The sequence below is a fragment of the Bradyrhizobium sp. USDA 3262 genome (assembly GCF_054060035.1).
In genome coordinates, this window is record NZ_JBSSCT010000001.1 from 258,530 (window position 1) to 274,852 (window position 16,323).

The 16,323-nt window shown below is 64.3% G+C and carries 18 protein-coding genes; 6 read left to right on the forward strand and 12 right to left on the reverse strand.

Annotation, left to right across the window (positions count from 1 at the left end):
- Positions 1–90: 90 nt before the first annotated feature.
- Entirely contained in the window at positions 91–765 is a 675-nt protein-coding gene (locus tag ACVWYP_RS01200; protein ID WP_028338948.1) for a response regulator, read from the reverse strand.
- 316 nt (positions 766–1,081) lie between these two features.
- Here ACVWYP_RS01200 and ACVWYP_RS01205 point away from each other — a divergent pair, with 316 nt between their 5' ends.
- Complete coding sequence (locus ACVWYP_RS01205; RefSeq protein ID WP_035631004.1) at positions 1,082–2,746, forward strand: MFS transporter; 1,665 nt, start codon at positions 1,082–1,084, stop codon at positions 2,744–2,746.
- Between the two features lie 90 nt (positions 2,747–2,836).
- Here the strand turns inward: ACVWYP_RS01205 and ACVWYP_RS01210 are convergent, their stop codons facing one another.
- From ACVWYP_RS01210 to ACVWYP_RS01220, 3 genes are all read right to left on the reverse strand, one after another.
- A complete protein-coding gene (locus ACVWYP_RS01210; protein WP_304497439.1) occupies positions 2,837–3,310 on the reverse strand; it encodes a secondary thiamine-phosphate synthase enzyme YjbQ in 474 nt (157 codons plus the stop codon).
- A 162-nt stretch (positions 3,311–3,472) separates the two neighbouring features.
- A complete protein-coding gene (locus tag ACVWYP_RS01215) occupies positions 3,473–3,997 on the reverse strand; it encodes a hypothetical protein (protein WP_304497440.1) in 525 nt (174 codons plus the stop codon).
- 28 nt (positions 3,998–4,025) lie between these two features.
- Positions 4,026–4,649: a 2-hydroxychromene-2-carboxylate isomerase gene (locus ACVWYP_RS01220; protein WP_028338952.1), complete on the reverse strand. Its 624-nt coding sequence runs from the start codon at positions 4,647–4,649 to the stop codon at positions 4,026–4,028.
- A 274-nt stretch (positions 4,650–4,923) separates the two neighbouring features.
- On the opposite strand from ACVWYP_RS01220, the gene ACVWYP_RS01225 reads away from it, so the two are divergent.
- From ACVWYP_RS01225 to ACVWYP_RS01245, 5 genes are all read left to right on the forward strand, one after another.
- Entirely contained in the window at positions 4,924–5,295 is a 372-nt protein-coding gene (locus tag ACVWYP_RS01225; protein WP_028338953.1) for an AtpZ/AtpI family protein, read from the forward strand.
- Positions 5,296–5,367: 72 nt separating this feature from the next.
- Positions 5,368–6,117, forward strand: a complete 750-nt coding sequence (locus ACVWYP_RS01230) for a F0F1 ATP synthase subunit A (RefSeq protein WP_028338954.1) — start codon at positions 5,368–5,370, stop codon at positions 6,115–6,117.
- A gap of 55 nt (positions 6,118–6,172) precedes the next feature.
- Positions 6,173–6,403 carry a F0F1 ATP synthase subunit C gene (locus ACVWYP_RS01235; RefSeq protein ID WP_016847054.1) on the forward strand — a complete coding sequence of 77 codons (231 nt, stop codon included), beginning with the start codon at positions 6,173–6,175 and terminating at the stop codon, positions 6,401–6,403.
- Between the two features lie 125 nt (positions 6,404–6,528).
- Positions 6,529–7,095 carry a F0F1 ATP synthase subunit B gene (locus tag ACVWYP_RS01240; RefSeq protein WP_304497441.1) on the forward strand — a complete coding sequence of 189 codons (567 nt, stop codon included), beginning with the start codon at positions 6,529–6,531 and terminating at the stop codon, positions 7,093–7,095.
- Between the two features lie 3 nt (positions 7,096–7,098).
- Positions 7,099–7,584 (forward strand): F0F1 ATP synthase subunit B family protein, encoded by a 486-nt coding sequence (locus ACVWYP_RS01245; protein WP_304497442.1) that lies wholly within the window; start codon positions 7,099–7,101, stop codon positions 7,582–7,584.
- Positions 7,585–7,655: 71 nt separating this feature from the next.
- On the opposite strand, the gene ACVWYP_RS01250 is transcribed toward ACVWYP_RS01245, so the two are convergent.
- The 8 genes from ACVWYP_RS01250 to ACVWYP_RS01285 form a co-directional block, all read right to left on the reverse strand.
- Complete coding sequence (locus ACVWYP_RS01250; RefSeq protein ID WP_304497443.1) at positions 7,656–8,306, reverse strand: hypothetical protein; 651 nt, start codon at positions 8,304–8,306, stop codon at positions 7,656–7,658.
- Between the two features lie 114 nt (positions 8,307–8,420).
- Entirely contained in the window at positions 8,421–9,008 is a 588-nt protein-coding gene (locus tag ACVWYP_RS01255) for a GNAT family N-acetyltransferase (protein WP_026191927.1), read from the reverse strand.
- Positions 9,009–9,221: 213 nt separating this feature from the next.
- The gene (locus tag ACVWYP_RS01260) at positions 9,222–10,511 is read right to left on the reverse strand and encodes a M16 family metallopeptidase (RefSeq protein ID WP_304497444.1); all 1,290 of its coding nucleotides are present in this window, start codon (positions 10,509–10,511) and stop codon (positions 9,222–9,224) included.
- Positions 10,511–11,926: a threonine synthase gene (thrC, locus tag ACVWYP_RS01265; RefSeq protein ID WP_026191928.1), complete on the reverse strand. Its 1,416-nt coding sequence runs from the start codon at positions 11,924–11,926 to the stop codon at positions 10,511–10,513. The genes ACVWYP_RS01260 and thrC overlap by 1 nt, the downstream gene beginning before the upstream one ends.
- A 984-nt stretch (positions 11,927–12,910) precedes the next feature.
- Entirely contained in the window at positions 12,911–13,999 is a 1,089-nt protein-coding gene (locus ACVWYP_RS01270; RefSeq protein ID WP_304497445.1) for a Cj0069 family protein, read from the reverse strand.
- A gap of 148 nt (positions 14,000–14,147) precedes the next feature.
- Positions 14,148–15,215, reverse strand: a complete 1,068-nt coding sequence (locus ACVWYP_RS01275) for a nickel/cobalt efflux transporter (RefSeq protein ID WP_304497446.1) — start codon at positions 15,213–15,215, stop codon at positions 14,148–14,150.
- A gap of 5 nt (positions 15,216–15,220) precedes the next feature.
- Positions 15,221–15,499: a metal/formaldehyde-sensitive transcriptional repressor gene (locus ACVWYP_RS01280; protein ID WP_038384439.1), complete on the reverse strand. Its 279-nt coding sequence runs from the start codon at positions 15,497–15,499 to the stop codon at positions 15,221–15,223.
- Positions 15,500–15,597: 98 nt separating this feature from the next.
- Positions 15,598–15,954 (reverse strand): hypothetical protein, encoded by a 357-nt coding sequence (locus ACVWYP_RS01285; protein WP_304497447.1) that lies wholly within the window; start codon positions 15,952–15,954, stop codon positions 15,598–15,600.
- Between the last annotated feature and the right edge of the window lie 369 nt (positions 15,955–16,323).

Sequence of the window (16,323 nt, forward strand, 5' to 3'; positions counted from 1 at the left end):
AAGCGTGCCATCGGGCGCGCTCTCGCGCCACCCATCGGCTCGCAAATGCCGTGGCCCGAGCCCGGCGATCACAGCTGGAGTTGCTCGGGACTACGTCGGCGGCGTGCCCTGGCGCCACTGGCCGCCGGCGATCTTGGCAGCGGCGATCACGGCTTGGGTGCGGCTTTCGACGCCGAGCTTCTGCAGGATCGCCGAAACATGGGCCTTGATGGTGGCTTCGGAAACGCCGAGCTCATAGGCGATCTGCTTGTTGAGCAGCCCCTCGGACAGCATCATCAGCACCCGCACCTGCTGCGGGGTCAGCGTGACCAGCCGGTCGCGCAGCCGCGTCATGTCGGGATCGCCGGCCGCCGACAGATCGGTGTCCGGCGGCACCCAGACGTCCCCCTCCATCACCTTCATGATGGCATCCCGCAACGTCTCGACGCCGAAGCGCTTGGGGATGAAGCCGGAGGCGCCGAAGTCGAGCGAGCGGCGGATGGTTCCGGCATCGTCACTGGCGGAGACGATGACGACAGGGATCGCAGGGTATTGCGCCCGCAGATAGATCAGGCCGGAGAAGCCGCTGATCCCCGGCATGCTCAGATCGAGCAGGATCAGGTCGACCTCGGAGTCCCGCTCCAACAGCGCGGTCAGGTCCTCGAACGATCCGGCCTCGCTGATCGTGGCCGATCTCACGACGCTCGACACCGCCTGACGCAACGCATCGCGGAACAGCGGATGGTCGTCGGCGATGACAAGATGAGTATTGGCAGCAGCAGTCATCTCAGTCCCACAAGCGGGCTTTAGGCAAACCCGCGTCGCTCGGTTTTCGCCCGCGCGGCAGTATCACGCAAGCGCTTGATAATACCAGATGCCAACGCGGTTAACCCGCGCAGCTTGTGCGCCGCAATAGACGCCTGCGAAGGCGTTCCATCCTGCTCTTCCTTCTGAAGATAGGTTCGATCCTGAAAAGGCCAAAAGTCTTATTGGGGCGGGTTTCACTGCGATGTTACCTTCATCTCAAGCCGAGGGCCTATTCGGGCCTCACCCGCCAGCCGGGGGCGAGCATGGCAGCAATATTTCGGGGGGAGCAATCCAGATGTCCACTATGACTGCAACTTCGGCGCGGCCCGCCGGCATGACAAAGGATGAGCGTTTCGTCATCCTCGCGTCGTCGCTCGGTACCGTGTTCGAGTGGTACGACTTCTATCTCTACGGTTCGCTGGCCGGCATCATCGGCGCGCAGTTCTTCTCGGACTATCCGCCGGCGACCCGCGACATCTTCGCGTTGCTGGCATTCGCCGCGGGCTTCCTGGTGCGCCCGTTCGGCGCGATCGTGTTCGGCCGGGTCGGCGACATCGTCGGCCGCAAATACACCTTCCTCGTCACCATCCTGATCATGGGTCTGTCGACCTTCATCGTCGGCCTGTTGCCCAACGCCAAGACCATCGGCATCGCGGCGCCGATCATCCTGATCTCGCTGCGCCTGCTGCAGGGCCTCGCGCTCGGCGGCGAATATGGCGGTGCCGCGACCTATGTCGCCGAGCATGCCCCGCCCGGCAAGCGCGGCTACTACACCTCCTTCATCCAGACCACGGCAACGCTCGGCCTGTTCCTGTCGCTGTTGGTGATCCTGTTCACGCGAACCCTCACCGGCGAAAAGGATTTCGCCGACTGGGGCTGGCGCATTCCGTTCCTGGTGTCGGTGCTGCTGCTCGGCATCTCGGTCTGGATCCGGCTGCGGCTGAACGAATCGCCGGTGTTCCAGCGGATGAAGGAGGAGGGCAAGACCTCCAAGGCGCCGCTGACCGAGGCCTTCGCGACCTGGAGCAACGCCAAGATCGTGATCCTCGCGCTGCTCGGCCTGACCATGGGCCAGGCGGTGATCTGGTACACGGGCCAGTTCTACGCGCTGTTCTTCCTGCAATCGATCCTGAAGGTCGACGGCTATACCGCCAACCTCTTGATCGCCTGGTCCCTGCTGCTCGGCACCGGCTTCTTCCTGGTGTTCGGCGCGCTGTCGGACAAGATCGGCCGCAAGCCGATCATCCTGGCGGGCTGCCTGATCGGCGCACTCACGCTGTTCCCGATCTTCAAGATGATCACGACCAACGCCAATCCGGCGCTGGAGAAGGCTTATGAGACGGTCAAGGTGCAGGTGGTTGCGGATCCCGCGGGCTGCGGCGATCTGTTCAACCCGGTCGGCACCCGCGTCTTCAGCGCGCCCTGCGACACCGCCCGCGCCTTCCTTGCCCAATCGTCGGTGAAATACTCGACGGTGCCGGGCCCGGCCGGCTCGCCGGTGAAGATCCTGATCAACGACAAGGAAGTGCCGTATACGGACGCCAAGACGTCGAACCCCGCAATCCTCGCGGCGGTGCAGGCGGCGGGCTATCCGAAGCCGGGTGACGCCGGCATCGTGAAGATGTCGCATCCGTTCGATGTCTTCCGTCCGCAGGTGGCCGCGGTCATCGGCCTGCTGTTCATCCTGGTGCTCTACGTCACCATGGTCTACGGCCCGATTGCCGCCATGCTGGTCGAACTGTTCCCGACCCGCATCCGGTACACCTCGATGTCGCTGCCCTATCACATCGGCAACGGCTGGTTCGGCGGCCTGCTCCCGGCGACCGCGTTCGCGATCACCGCATCGACCGGCGATATCTACTCCGGTCTCTGGTATCCGGTCATCTTCGCCGCAATCACCGTCGTGGTCGGCGCGCTGTTCATCCCGGAAACCAAGGACGTCGACATCACCAAGACCTGACCGGTCGACATCCCAGTCAAAATGCATCGGCCGCGGAGCGATCCGCGGCCGATGTCGTTTTAGGAGCCGAAGCCGGATGACATGCGCGCGTCAGCGCGTGGCGCCGATGAATTGCAGCACGATCTCGCGCCGGTGCGCCCGGGCGCGGTGCTCGATCAGATAGATGCCCTGCCAGGTGCCGAGCGCCATCTCGCCGTCGAGCACGGGGACCTGCAGCGAGGTCGACGTCAGCATGGTCTTGATGTGCGCCGGCATGTCATCGGGACCTTCGGCGTCGTGACGCCAGCCGCCGTCTTCGGGCGCCGCGCGATCGAGCGCCGTCATCAGGTCGAGCAGCACGGTCGGATCGGCATTCTCCTGGATCGTCAGCGAGGCCGAGGTGTGACGGATGAACAGCGTCACCGCGCCCTCGCCGGCGCGCACCTCACGCAGGAATTTGACGACCTCGCGCGAGATGTCGGTGAAGCCGGCGCCCGACGTTTCGACCGTCAATCGCGACGACACGATGCTGGTTGCCGCGACGGAGGACGGCGCCGAGTGCGTGATCATTTTCGCCGAACTCATCTGCAGCCTCTCAACTCGTCGTCCCGGCGAAAGCCGGGACCCATACTCCGCGGCCCCTCATGTTCAAAGACTCGGAGTGGATATTCTTTGTAACCATACGCTCCGGTGGTTATGGGTCCCGGCTTTCGCCGGGACGACACCGTGGATGTTGCAAACGCCGTATCAAATCTTGCCGCCATTGACGTCGCGCTGCACGCGGTTGGCCATCTCGATCAGCCGCCGCCAGGCCCGCTCCACGAACGACATCATGCGATCCATGTCGCGGTCGCTCGGCAGCGGGATCTCGATCTTGCGCTCGCCCTCGGCGCTCTTCGGCTCGGTCTTGGGCTCTGGCTTCTTCAACGAATCCGATTTCGGCAACGCCTCGTCGGTCTTGGCCGACGGTGCGCGCGCGGCAAGCTCGCCCTTGAGCTTGTCATTGTCTGCCTGCAGACGCCCGATCTCGGCATCCAGCGCCGCCCACTCGTCCGGCACCATGTAACAGGCCCAGCCGGCGCTGGAATTGGTGCAGGTCGACACCGCACCGGTGCGCGTGTCGAGCCGCAGGAAACCGTCGCCGGCCGGAGACAAGGCGTAGCGGCCATTCTCGGTGTCCGGTGCATTTTGCGCGATCGCCGCGCCGCCGCTTGCAATCAGGATGGCAGCAATTGCGATGGACAATTTGGACGGCGACATCGCGATGGGCATGGCTTGCTCCGCCTCAACCTTCCTGCCCCTACACAACAGAGCTATAGGGCTTGCGGCCCGACTTCAACGCGTCTTCAAGCAATTCGATCCGGTCCTGGCCCCAGAACACCTCGCCATCGAGCACATATCCGGGCGAACCGAACACGTCGGCGTCCAGTGCATTCTGGCGATTCTGCTCATAGGTCGCGCTGATCGCTTCAGTGCCGGAGCGCTCCACCAGCTGCCGGCCGGGCAAACCTGCATCATCGGCGAGCTTCACCAGTGTCGCGGGATCGGCAAGGTTGAGCTGCTGCTCCCAGACCGCAGGATAAGCCCGTTGCAGGAAGGGCTCGGGGTCGAGGCCGGCCTCGAGCACCGCGATCACGACGCCATCGGCAAGGCGCCCGTTGAACGGCCAGTTGGCCGGCTGCAGATGAAAATTCAGCCCGCGCTTGTCGCGCCAGCGCTGCAACTCGATCATCCGATAGCGCTGCCGCACCGGATGGCGCTTGGCGAGCGGCAGCCCGCCCGTTTCCGAGAACAGATCGACCAGCAGCACAGGCCGGTAATTTACCTTGAGATCGTAAGTGCTTACGAGTCGAACGAAGGGCTTGTGGCCAATATAGGCCCAGGGGGATTGCAGCGAGAAGTAGTAATCGATCTGGCGCGGCATGCGGAACCTGACTGCATGAGAGGACGGGACTTTCGGCGATCCCAGCAGAGCGGGAAAAGCCACGCAATATCGCTCAATGCCACGCAAGCTGTTGCACTGCGATCACTGCGTCACTCTGACCTTGAATATCTCCAAATAAAACCAGCAGAATCAAAGCAATAACTGGTGACGACGCAATCTTGACTTGATTAGACGCGGTAAGTATGGTCCGCGCGGCTTTTGACGGGGACGGGCGCAATTTCCATCATCCGCGGCATCGGTTAGTGTTTGCAGCATGGCTGAGAACACCAACGACGGCGCAAATGGAAGTCGCGATCAATCGCCTCCTGACGAAGCTGCGCTTTCCGCAAGGCTCGGAAGTCTCGATCATCGGTTGTCAGAAATTCGCGACAGCCGCAGGAGCAAGACTGATCAATCCGGTAATGAAAGCGGGGACAGTGCCGCCAGAGCTTCGGCGATGGCGCTCGGTTTTCGCCTTTCCTCGGAGCTGATCGCGGGCGTTGCCGTCGGAGCGGCGATTGGCTGGGGGTTCGACCGTTTGCTGTCGACGTCGCCATTCGGCTTCATCGTGTTAACGCTGCTCGGCTTCGTCGCCGGGGTGGTCAACGTGGTGAGGTCCGCGGGCGTGGCCTCGGGCAAGCGCTGAGCGCTGGCGGGAAGTCACGACATTTGAAATTCGATTACCGGCACGATAGCCGGTGGACCAAGAGCCGCGCGGATGAAAATCGACCCGATCCACCAGTTCAATATCGAGCCCCTCTTCACGCTCGGCCACATCGGCAATCACACGATCGCCTTCACCAATTCGTCGCTCTTCATGTTCATCGCGGTGCTGCTGATCGCGCTGCTGATGCTGGCGAGCGGCCGGGAACTGGTTCCGGGACGGCTGCAGTCGGTCGCCGAAATCTCCTACGAGTTCGTCGCCACCACGATTCGCAGCACGGCCGGCGCGGAAGGCATGAAGTTCTTCCCGCTGATCTTCTCGCTCTTCATGTTCCTCTGCGTCTCGAACCTGGTCGGCGTCATTCCCTACACCTTCACGATCGCGAGTCATCTGATCGTCACCGCGGCGCTCGCGCTTCTGGTGTTCTTCACCGTCCTGATCTACGGCGTCTACAAGAACGGCCTGAAATTCTTCAGCATCTTCGTCCCCCACGGCGTTCCGATCTACATCCTGCCGCTGGTCATGTTCATCGAGATCCTGTCGTTCTTCCTGCGGCCGGTCTCGCACAGCGTTCGTCTGTTCGCCAACATGCTGGCCGGCCACATCGCGCTGAAGGTGTTCGCGGGCTTCGTCGCAATGCTCGGCTTCTCGCTGGGCGCGCTCGGCTGGGTCGGCGGCGTGCTGCCCCTGGCTCTCACGATTGCGCTGTACGCCCTCGAACTGCTGGTCGCGTTCCTGCAGGCCTACGTGTTCGCGATCCTGACCTGCATCTACCTCAACGACGCCATTCATCCGGGACACTAAGCGGTCCGGGGAATCTCCACCCACCAATCTGTCTATCTTTCTCAAGGAGCTACATATGGAACCGGCAGCAGCAAAACTTATCGGCGCGGGCATCGCGTGCATCGGCATGGGCGGCGCGGGCGTCGGCGTGGGCATCATCTTCGGCAACTACCTCGCCGCTGCGGTGCGTAATCCGTCGGCCGCTCAGGGCCAGTTCGGCAACCTGATCTTCGGCTTCGCCGTGACCGAAGCGCTCGGCATCTTCTCGCTGCTGATCGCGCTGCTCCTGCTGTTCGTTCCGCTCTGAGCGGCACCCCGGTTCCGCTATGCGGTAACCCGGTTCCGCATTAGCGGTAACCCCTTCGCGCCGCCCAAAGGTCGTCCCAAAGACCATCCCGAGGGCGGCGCGCATGACAGCAACAGGAGAACACCATGGCTGAGAGTCATGGCGAGGCAAAAGGCCAGAAAGCCGGCGCCCACACCGAGACCGACGGCGGACATCACGGCGGAACCTTTCCGCCGTTCGATTCGTCCAATTTCGCCTCGCAGCTGGTGTCGCTGGCGATTGCATTTGTCGCGCTCTACCTGATCGTGTCGCGTTTCGCCCTGCCGCGCGTCGGCGGGACGATCGACGCACGTCAGAACAAGATCGAGGGCGATCTGGCCGAGGCGCAGAAGCTGAAGGACGAGTCCGACGCGGCGCTGAAGGCCTACGAGACCGAGCTGGCGAATGCGCGCGCCAACGCGCAGGCGATCGGCAACGAGACCCGCGAGAAGCTGAACGCGGCCTCGGAAGCCGAGCGCAAGGCGCTGGAAGAGAAGCTGGCGGCAAAGCTCGCCGACGCCGAGAAGCAGATCGCAACGACCCGGACCAACGCCATGAGCAACGTCCGCGGCATCGCGGCGGATGCGGCCGGTGCCATCGTCCAGCAACTCGCCGGCGTCACGCCGGACGCCAATGCGGTCAACAGCGCCGTCGACGCGTCGCTGAAGGGATAGACGATGTTTTACGAACCGGAAACCTGGGTTGCGATCGCCTTCGTCATTCTGCTGGTCGTGTTCGGCTATCTCGGCGTCCATCGCACCCTGCTGACGGCGCTGGACCACCGTGCCGAGCGCATCAAGGCCGAGCTGGAAGACGCCCGCCGTCTGAAGGACGAGGCCAATAAGCTGCTCGGCGAGTACAAGGCGCGCCGCGCCAGCGCGGAGCGCGAGGCCGAGGAGATCATCTCCAACGCCAAGGCCGAAGCCGAGCGGATCGCGGCCGAGGCCAAGACCAAGATGGAAGATTTTGTCGCCCGGCGGACCAAGACCGCGGAGAGCAAGATCGCCCAGGCCGAGGCGCAGGCCGTGGCTGATGTCCGCGCCGCCGCGGCCAACGCCGCCGTGACCGCCGCCTCGACCATCCTGTCGCAATCGGTCAGGGGCTCGGTTGCCGACGACCTCGTCGGCAAGGGCATCGCCGAAGTCCGCTCCAAGCTGAACTGACGCGATCTCAACTCCTTCCAGAAAAGGCCGGCGCGAGCTGATCGCGCCGGCCTTTTCTTTTTCTCTTGCGCCTACTTCTTCTTGTGCGGCGCGCGGGGCTTGGGCTCCGGCTTCAGGGCCTGCGGATCGAAGCCGATATAGAAGATGTAATTGTCGTTGTCGGCCGGCGACGGCGCCGGATACACGACATCCTCGGCGACTAGGCTGAACGGCACGCTGCCGCTCTCGTCCATCTGCACCGTGGTGGTGTAGGCCTTCGTCATGATCGTCTTCTCGCCGACGCCCCCCTGCACCACGGCGACGCGAAGCGGCACCTGAATGCTCGGTGGCGCGCCCTGGGGACCGACAATGATCCGCCCCTGAATACCGATCTTGGCCGTGATCTGGCCGCTATTCAGATTGCATTGCCGCGCCGTGCGCGTGATCGAAGCCAGGAACTTGACGTCGTTGCCGACCGCTTCCTTGCCGTTCGCGGCCACCGAATAGGTCGAGGCTCCGGAGCGGATCTGCACCGGTGGGCAGGTCAGCTCGGCGTCGGCATCGTTGAGCTGCTGCGGCGCTGCGGGCGTCGACGGCTTGTCCTGGTCGGACGAGCCGCCGCCGAACAGGCTCTTGAAACGGTCGCTCAGCGACTGCGCGGAAGCTGCCGACGGCAGCAGGGTGGCACCGAGACCGATCGATACCGCCGCCGCGAGCGCGAACCTGATCACCCTGTCACCCATCAATATCCTCAAATCTCCAAGCCCGGTTCCCCGTTTCGCGGGCGTTATAGCAAGGCAATGGCGGCGAACCCAAGGCATGGAATCGGGATCGTCATCAGCCAATAGGCTTATGATTCAGCCGCGGAAATCCTCGTGCAGCAGGCCGAACAGCAGGTGGTCCTGCCAGATCCCGTTGATGCAGAGATAGCGCCGCGCCAGGCCCTCGCGGGTGAAGCCGCACTTCTCCAGCACCCGGATCGACGAGGCATTGGAGGGAATGCAGGCCGCCTCGATGCGGTGCAGATTGAGCTCGCCGAACAACGAGGGCAGCAGCACCCGCAGCGCCGTTGTCATGTAGCCGCGATGGGCGTGCGGCAGGCCGACCCAATAGCCGATGGTGCCGGCCTGCACGATGCCGCGCCGCACATTGGCGAGCGTGATGCCGCCGATCATCACCCCGTCCGATTCGCGGAAGATGATGAACGGATAGGAGCGGTCGGCGGCGATATCCTCGGTGTAGCGGCGCAGCCTGCGACGGAAGCCGGCGCGAGTCAGGTCGTCGGAGGGCCAGATCGGTTCCCACGGCGTGAGATAGGCGCGGCTGAATTCGCGCAACTGCGCCCATTGCGGGAAATCCGACATCTGCGGGGCGCGCAGCAAGAGCCCGTGACCGCGCGGCATCAGTGCAGCGGGTCCATTGGACGGCAAACGAAACAGGGCCATGGCCCAACACTCCCCGCCACTTCTCCCTCGCCCCGCCCTTGCGGGAAGAGGGTCGGGGTGAGGGGTCCTACCGCAGATTCGGTTTTGCGGCTCTACCCCTCACCCGAAGCCTTCGGCCATAGCCGAGGCTCCGCCTCGGCGTATGTCCGTCAACGGCCGCCGGTAGGCGGCCTATGCTCTCCCCGCAAGCGCGGGGCGAGGTAAGCAGAATTCTTAATGCAGCAGCGTCTTTGCCTTCGACTTCGTCAATCCTTCCGCAAAAGCCACCGCCGTGTCCAGACCCCTGCCGCTGCCGAGCGCGACAACGGCGGGCCGGCTGCGCGCCAGCAGGGCACGGGCGGCGTTGCGGCTCGATTCGACGCTGACCGCGTCGATCCGCGCCACCAGTTCTTCCACCGTCTGCGGCCGGCCATAGGCTAGCACATGGCGTGCCAATTGTTCGGCCCGGGATGAACAGCTTTCCAGCGCCATCAACAGGCCGGCCTTCATCTGCGCCTTGGCGCGGGCGACCTCGGCCTCGGTCAGGGTTTCGACCGCGTCGTTGATGACGTCGACGATGACTTCCATCATTTCCGGTGCGTCGGCCGGATCGGTCCCGGTGTAGAGGCCGAAGAAGCCGGTGTCGGTGTAGGGAGCGTGGAAGGTGTAGATCGAGTAGCACAGCCCGCGCTTCTCACGCACCTCCTGGAACAGCCGCGACGACATCCCGCCGCCGAGCGTGTTGGTAAAGACCTGCAGCGAGAACAGCGACGGGTCGGTCTGCGGCACGCCTTCGAGCGCCAGCGTCAGATGCGCCTGCTCGAGGTCGCGATGCACCACCCGCGAGCCGCCCTTGCCGAACATCGCGGCCTGCGGCTTCGGCGCCGGCGTGGCGTCGAAGCTTGCGAATTTCTGCGTGACGTCCTCGACGATCCGCGCATGATCGACCGCGCCGGCGGCTGCGACCACCATGTCGGGGGCGCGGTAATGCGTCGAGAGATAGCCGCGCAGCATGTCGCGGTCGAAGGCCTTCAGCGTCTTGGCGGTGCCGAGCAGCGAGCGCCCCATCGGCTGCTCCGGATAGCAGAGCTCGTTGAGATGCTCGAACACGACGTCGTCGGGCGTATCCTGCGCCGCGCCGATCTCCTGCACGATGACGCTCTTCTCGCGCTCCAGCTCGTCCGGCACGAATGACGGGTTGCCGAGGATGTCGGAGAGCACGTCGAGCGCCAGCGGCACATCCGCCTTCATCACCCGCGCGTAATAGGCCGTGGTCTCGGTCGAGGTCCCGGCATTGAGGTCGCCGCCGACCGCCTCGATCTCCTCGACGATCTCGCGCGAGGAGCGCCGCGCCGTGCCCTTGAACGCCATGTGTTCGAGCAGATGCGAGATGCCGTGCTCGTTCGGCTTCTCGTCGCGCCCGCCAACGCCAGCCCAGACCCCGAGCGCCGCGGTTTCCAGATGCGGCATGGTGTCGGTGACGATTGTCAGGCCGCTCGGCAGCTTGGTGATTTCAACGCCCATCAGGCAACTCCCTGCTTGGCAGCACGGCTGACCGACAGCACGAAGCGCTCGACCTCGGCAGAATCATTCTTCATGACCGTGATGTGTTCGGATTTGCTCATCAGGCCTCCGAGCCAGACCGGCAGCTGCGGACGCACCCCGCAGGCGGCTTCCACCGCGTCGGGGAATTTGGCCGCGTGCGCGGTCGACAGCACGATGTTCGGAATCCTGGAATCGGAGGTGTCGCGGTCGGCGACTGCGAGCGCCACCGCGGTGTGGGGATCGACGAGGTCGCCGGCCTCGCGCCAGGCGGCGCGGATCGCCGCCGCCGTCTCGGTCTCGTCGGCGCGGCCGGCGTCGAAGTCACGGCGCACGGCGGCCAGCGTCGCATCCGGCAGCACGAAGCGGCCGGACTGCTTCAGCGAGGCCATCAGGCGGCGGACCTGATCGGCGTCGCGGCCGCTCGCCTCGAACAACAGCCGCTCGAAGTTCGACGACACCTGGATGTCCATCGACGGCGACGTCGTGGCGTGCACCTCGCGCACCTCGTAGATGCCGGTCTTCAGCGTGCGCGCCAGGATGTCGTTGACGTTGGCCGCAATGCGCAAGTTCCGGATCGGCAGCCCCATCCGCTTCGCGACATAGCCCGCGAAGATGTCGCCGAAATTGCCGGTCGGCACCGTGAAGTCGACGGTGCGCTGCGGCGAGCCGAGCGCGACCGCCGAGGTGAAGTAATAGACCACCTGCGCGACGATGCGCGCCCAGTTGATCGAGTTGACGCCCGACAGCGCCACCGTGTCGCGGAAGCGATGATTGTTGAACATCGCCTTCACCAGCGCCTGGCAATCGTCGAAGGTGCCTTCGATCGCAAGCGCATGGACGTTGGCGGCGCCGGTCGTCGTCATCATGCGGCGCTGCACTTCGGAGATGCGGCCGTTCGGGAACAGCACGACGAGGTCGACATTGTCGAGATTGGCAAAAGCCTCGACCGCGGCGCCACCGGTATCGCCCGAGGTCGCGACCACGATGGTGGTGCGCTGCGCGCGCTTGGCCAGCACGTGATCCATCAGCCGCGAGATCAGCTGCATCGCGACGTCCTTGAACGCCAGGGTCGGCCCGTGGAACAGCTCTAGCAGGAACTGGTTCGGCCCGGCCTGATCGAGCGGCACCACCGCGGGATGACGGAACGTGGCATAGGCCTCGTTGGCCATGCGGCCGAGCTCGGCGTCGGAAATCTCGCCGGCGACAAACGGACGGATGATCTCGACCGCGACCTCCCAATAGGGACGGCCGAAGAAGGTGGCGATGGTCTCGGGCGACAGCTGCGGCCAGGTCTCGGGCACGTAGAGCCCGCCGTCGCGGGCAAGCCCGGTCAGCATCACGTCGCAGAAGCCAAGCACCGGGGCCTCACCCCTGGTCGAGATATACCGCGTCAAACCGCCCTCCAAAGGCTTCGATTAGAGCCTTAAGCCTTTGATATCATGGATTTATCGAGTTCGCCTCATGCGACCCGAACGGTTCACCATAGAAGATCGGACTGGCAATGGGTAGCCCGAAGCACGCGCTTCGGGGTCGCGGGACGAGTGGTGAGTGGCGCTGCTGAGGGAGATTGACGGGCGCGCCGCAAACACAACCGTCGTCCCTGCGAAAGCAGGGACCCATACTCCGCGGCGGTTGTTGTGGAGGGGACTCATCGTTGTCGTCCTGGCGAAAGCCAGGACCCATAACCACAGGGTCGAGTAGTTGAAGAAGGCTGTGGCCCCAGCGTCGCGCGATCATTGGCATTTGGGGTAATGGGTCCCGGCCTTCGCCGGGACGACGCCGAGTGTGTTGCACGATCTGTGAGCCATACATCCACATTCTCGCGACACGATTTTGTCCGAGCGTTGCTGTTCGTTCCGCCCTCTCTTGGACAGAGGGCGCATGGAAGGCCGGGCGCCGATCGCACCCATGGGCCCCGAGCAATGGGTAGAAAGCTCGGCGGTAGGACCACAGGTGTAACCGGAGCAGCCCGGCTTTCCCTGCGCGATGGGCTACGGCTTATACGTGCTCTCCCCGGTGAGACTGGGCTTTGTTGTCACCGTCTTCACAACGCGCATCGCGCAATGCGAAAAGACACCTGCCGCTAGGGCGTCAGGACCACACGACTTCACCGTCCGCTTCGCGCGCTCTCGTCAGCACCACGCTCGGCGTCCACCGCATCCCACGCCGCGTTCGTGACGACCGCGAAGCGCCCCTCGATCGGGTGAGATGGATGTATTGAACATCTGAGTTGGGGGACCTGTCAAGTTGAATTCCGAAAATCAGAACAAATTGATTGACGACCCACGCGTGCGTCAAGCATCGGCGGCAGGCTCCCTCCCCCTCCTATCCGCCGTCGCCTCTTGGCGAATGCGGGAGAGGGAGCCTGGAGGGCGTGCTCACCTCACGCTCGCCATGTTCCGGCCGATGCGATTCCCGACCGTTTGCGCGATCGCCGCCGGCGCTTCGTCGGGGATCGCAAAGCACGAGCTCGCGTTGATCTCGCAGAGCACATAGGTGTCGGCACCATCAACGTCGCGCGGACCGTAGAGGAAATCGGCATCCCAGATCACCGGCAGCGACGCTTCATCGATCGCCAGCGCGGCCATCATTTGCGGGATCCATTCGTCCTCCATCAACCTTCGCAGCCTCTGCAATTGCGGGGCATCGGGGCCGTGCATGATGCGCGGTCCAGGTTGAGCTTCCGGAGAATCCGGGCCTTGCGGGGGCGGCGGGATCAAGGCCTTGATCAATTGGTGCCCGAAGCCCGCGACCTTCGATCCGCTGACATAGCAACGGATCATGCCCTCGGGCAGGCGCGGCTGGAATGCCTGATCGACGATACAGCCGCCCCAGCCGAAATACGGCTCGCAGCGCGCCATGAAGTCAACCAGCGACATCTCCTCCGGCCGGCTGCCACGCAGCGCATGAAGCACGCGAATCGTCGCGTCGGTGTTCGGCACGGTTTCCACCTTCCAGACGCCCTGCCCGCCATTGCCGCGGTTCTGCTTGAGCACGCGCGGACCGCCCGCGCGCAAGCGCGAGGGGAATTCGGCGCGGAACGCATCGACCGTGGCGTATCGATGGGTGTCGGCGCCCCAGCCCAGGTGACGCGTCCGGTACAGCACGTCCTTGACGCCCATCTTGAGGATGACGTCGGGATGTGCGCTGACCCACGGTCCCTTCGCCGCGACCTCGCGCAGCAGCGGATCGAGGGCGGCGCGGGTCTTGCCCTGATGGATCGGATCGACCCAGACGAGAACGCCGTCCATGGTCAGCAATTGGTCGCGAACGGTATCGGCGAATGTCTCGTCATAGACGACGGGAACGGCCTCGATGTCCGAGGCGGCGAGCGCTTCGAAGACGCGGACGAAACGGCTGTTTTGCGCCGTCGCCTCCCGTCGCGACGCGGCGTCGCCACGCGACAGGATGGCGATTTTGCAACGACGATTTTCGGAACGAAGATGTGTGTGTGGTTCGGTGTCCATGTGAAAGCTCCACGACGGTGAATGTCGCGCAGAGCTTGGACCGAGGTCTCACGGGGAGTCTGCCTTGTCCCCTCAAGGCAAATCTAGACCACCGCGCGCAGGTTTCAAGATGGAAGTGGGGCGAAGCGGATCAGGCCGTGATCCCGGATCACGCCGTGATCCCGTGCAACCCGAGCCAGCCCGTATAGAGGCCGACGAGCACGATCAGCGCCGCCGAGACGTAGGGAGCGCGATGGGCAAAGCGGCTGAAGCCGGCCCAATGGCGCTCGACATGACGCAGGCTCAGCGCGGCCGCAACACCGGCGGAGACCATGGTGATCGCAAGCCCGATGCCGAAGCAAAGCACCAGCACGAAGCCGAGGCTGAACTGCTTGAGCTGGAGACAGAGCAGCAGCACGGTGATCGCCGCCGGACACGGAATCAGGCCGCCGGTCAGGCCGAACAGGATGATCTGCCACGTCGTGACGGTGCGCCCGGCAAAGCGCTTGCGGATGTCGGCGGCGTGCGCGCGCGCATGCGCGTCGTCCTCGTCGACGAGATCCATATGCGCATGGTCGTGCTCCTCGAACAGGACTTCCGCCATGTCCGCCCGCACCGAGACGCGCGCCTTGAACGCATGCGGCTCCGGAATTTCGTCGATGCTTTCCAGATAGCCGTCGTGGCCGGCGAAACGAAAGCGTTGCTCGCTGCCGTCGGGACGGATCGTCACGACGTCAACGTCGCCGGCCGCCGGCAGCGCTCCGGCCTCGCTTCGCAACCGCCAGCGCGGCGGCACGCCGTCCTCGAAGACCTCAAGCGACAGCGCTTGTCCGGCCAGGACCAGCCGCCGCGTTTCGTCGTGATGGTGATGATCGTGATCGTGTTCGGCCGTCTGCTCGCGCCAGGTGCGCCAGGCCATCCAGGCCGCAATCGCGATGATGATCACCGCCGACACCAGTTGCAGCCAGGCTTCGCTGCGCTCTCCGGACCATTGCTGGCCGAAGTGCAGCCCGGCGAGCGCGACCAGCCAGACGATGGCGGTGTGCGAGATCGTCGCCGACAGGCCGAGCAACACCGCTTGCACCACGGTGCCGCGGATCGCGATGATGAAGGCCGCCATCATTGTCTTGGAGTGGCCGGGCTCGAGCCCGTGCAACGCGCCGAGCAGGATCGCGCTGGGTACGAACAGCCATGCATGCGCGCTGCCCTGCTGGAGCAGCTGAGACAGGTCGGTCATGGCACTCACTTCAAATAGGTACGAACGACGTCGATCAGGTCAGCGGCGCCCTGCGCCTTGTCGGGATCCTTCTCCCGGGCGGGATCCACGACGTGATGACGGATGTGATCCTCGAGCAATTCCGCGGTGAGCCCGTTGATGGCGCCGCGAACCGAGGCCACCAGCATCAGCACGTCGGCACAACCAATCTCGGACTCCAGCGCGCGCTCGACGGCCTCCAGCTGGCCCTTGATGCGGCGAACCCGGCCGACGAGCTTGGACTTGTGCTTGATGGTATGCGACATGAATGTAATATAGGGGGGTACCCTATATTGGTCAACCACGCTGTCGGCCGGCCGGGCGGCGCATCGAGGCATGGCGGGCGGGATGTCAGCGACGGGCGTCAGCCCATGCTTCCAGGCATGAAGCAACGCGCCTTCGGGTGACCGTCTATGTAGTAGGGCCACACGATGGGTCGGCCGGACAGGTTCGGCCCGGGCACGACGGCTTCGTTCGGAACGTCAACCCACTCACCATCGATGCGCACCCGATAATGGCCGTTCCTGGTTTCCCAGTCGACGTCGTCAATGTGCTGCGCATCCGTGCCATCGCAGCAGGGACCTTTGCTGCTATGCAAGCCCTCGTACCAACCGTTCAAGTCGGGGTGCTGATGATCGTGGGCGCGAGCGCCGCCGGTTGTTGTGATGAGCAGCATGGCGACAAGCGCAACAGGCGTCGCATGCCAATAATGACTGTCCATCAATCGGCATTGCTCCAATGAATGCAGGCGGGAGCGCGACACGTTCGCAGTGTCCGGCGTCTACCTGAGCTGGTCCCTGCCACCGCGCAACTCGGCAACGAATTGTATGTTCCTATTCGCAACTCGCCGGAGATGGAGAGGTGACCCATCGGCTTGAGCCAGCTTCGGTTGGCGATTGGGAGGGGGCAGCGCGCCGCTCCTGCGGCGGATGTTCGTTCCAACCTGCGCGATGAAGTTTTCGTGACTGTCGATCGGCGATTGCTGCGGGATTTGGCAAAGTCAGGTTGACAGCCCGGAGATCAGGGTTTTTGATGCGGCTACGGGGATGTGCGATCTCCCCGCGAGGCGACATGCCCAAGAATCGCGTCC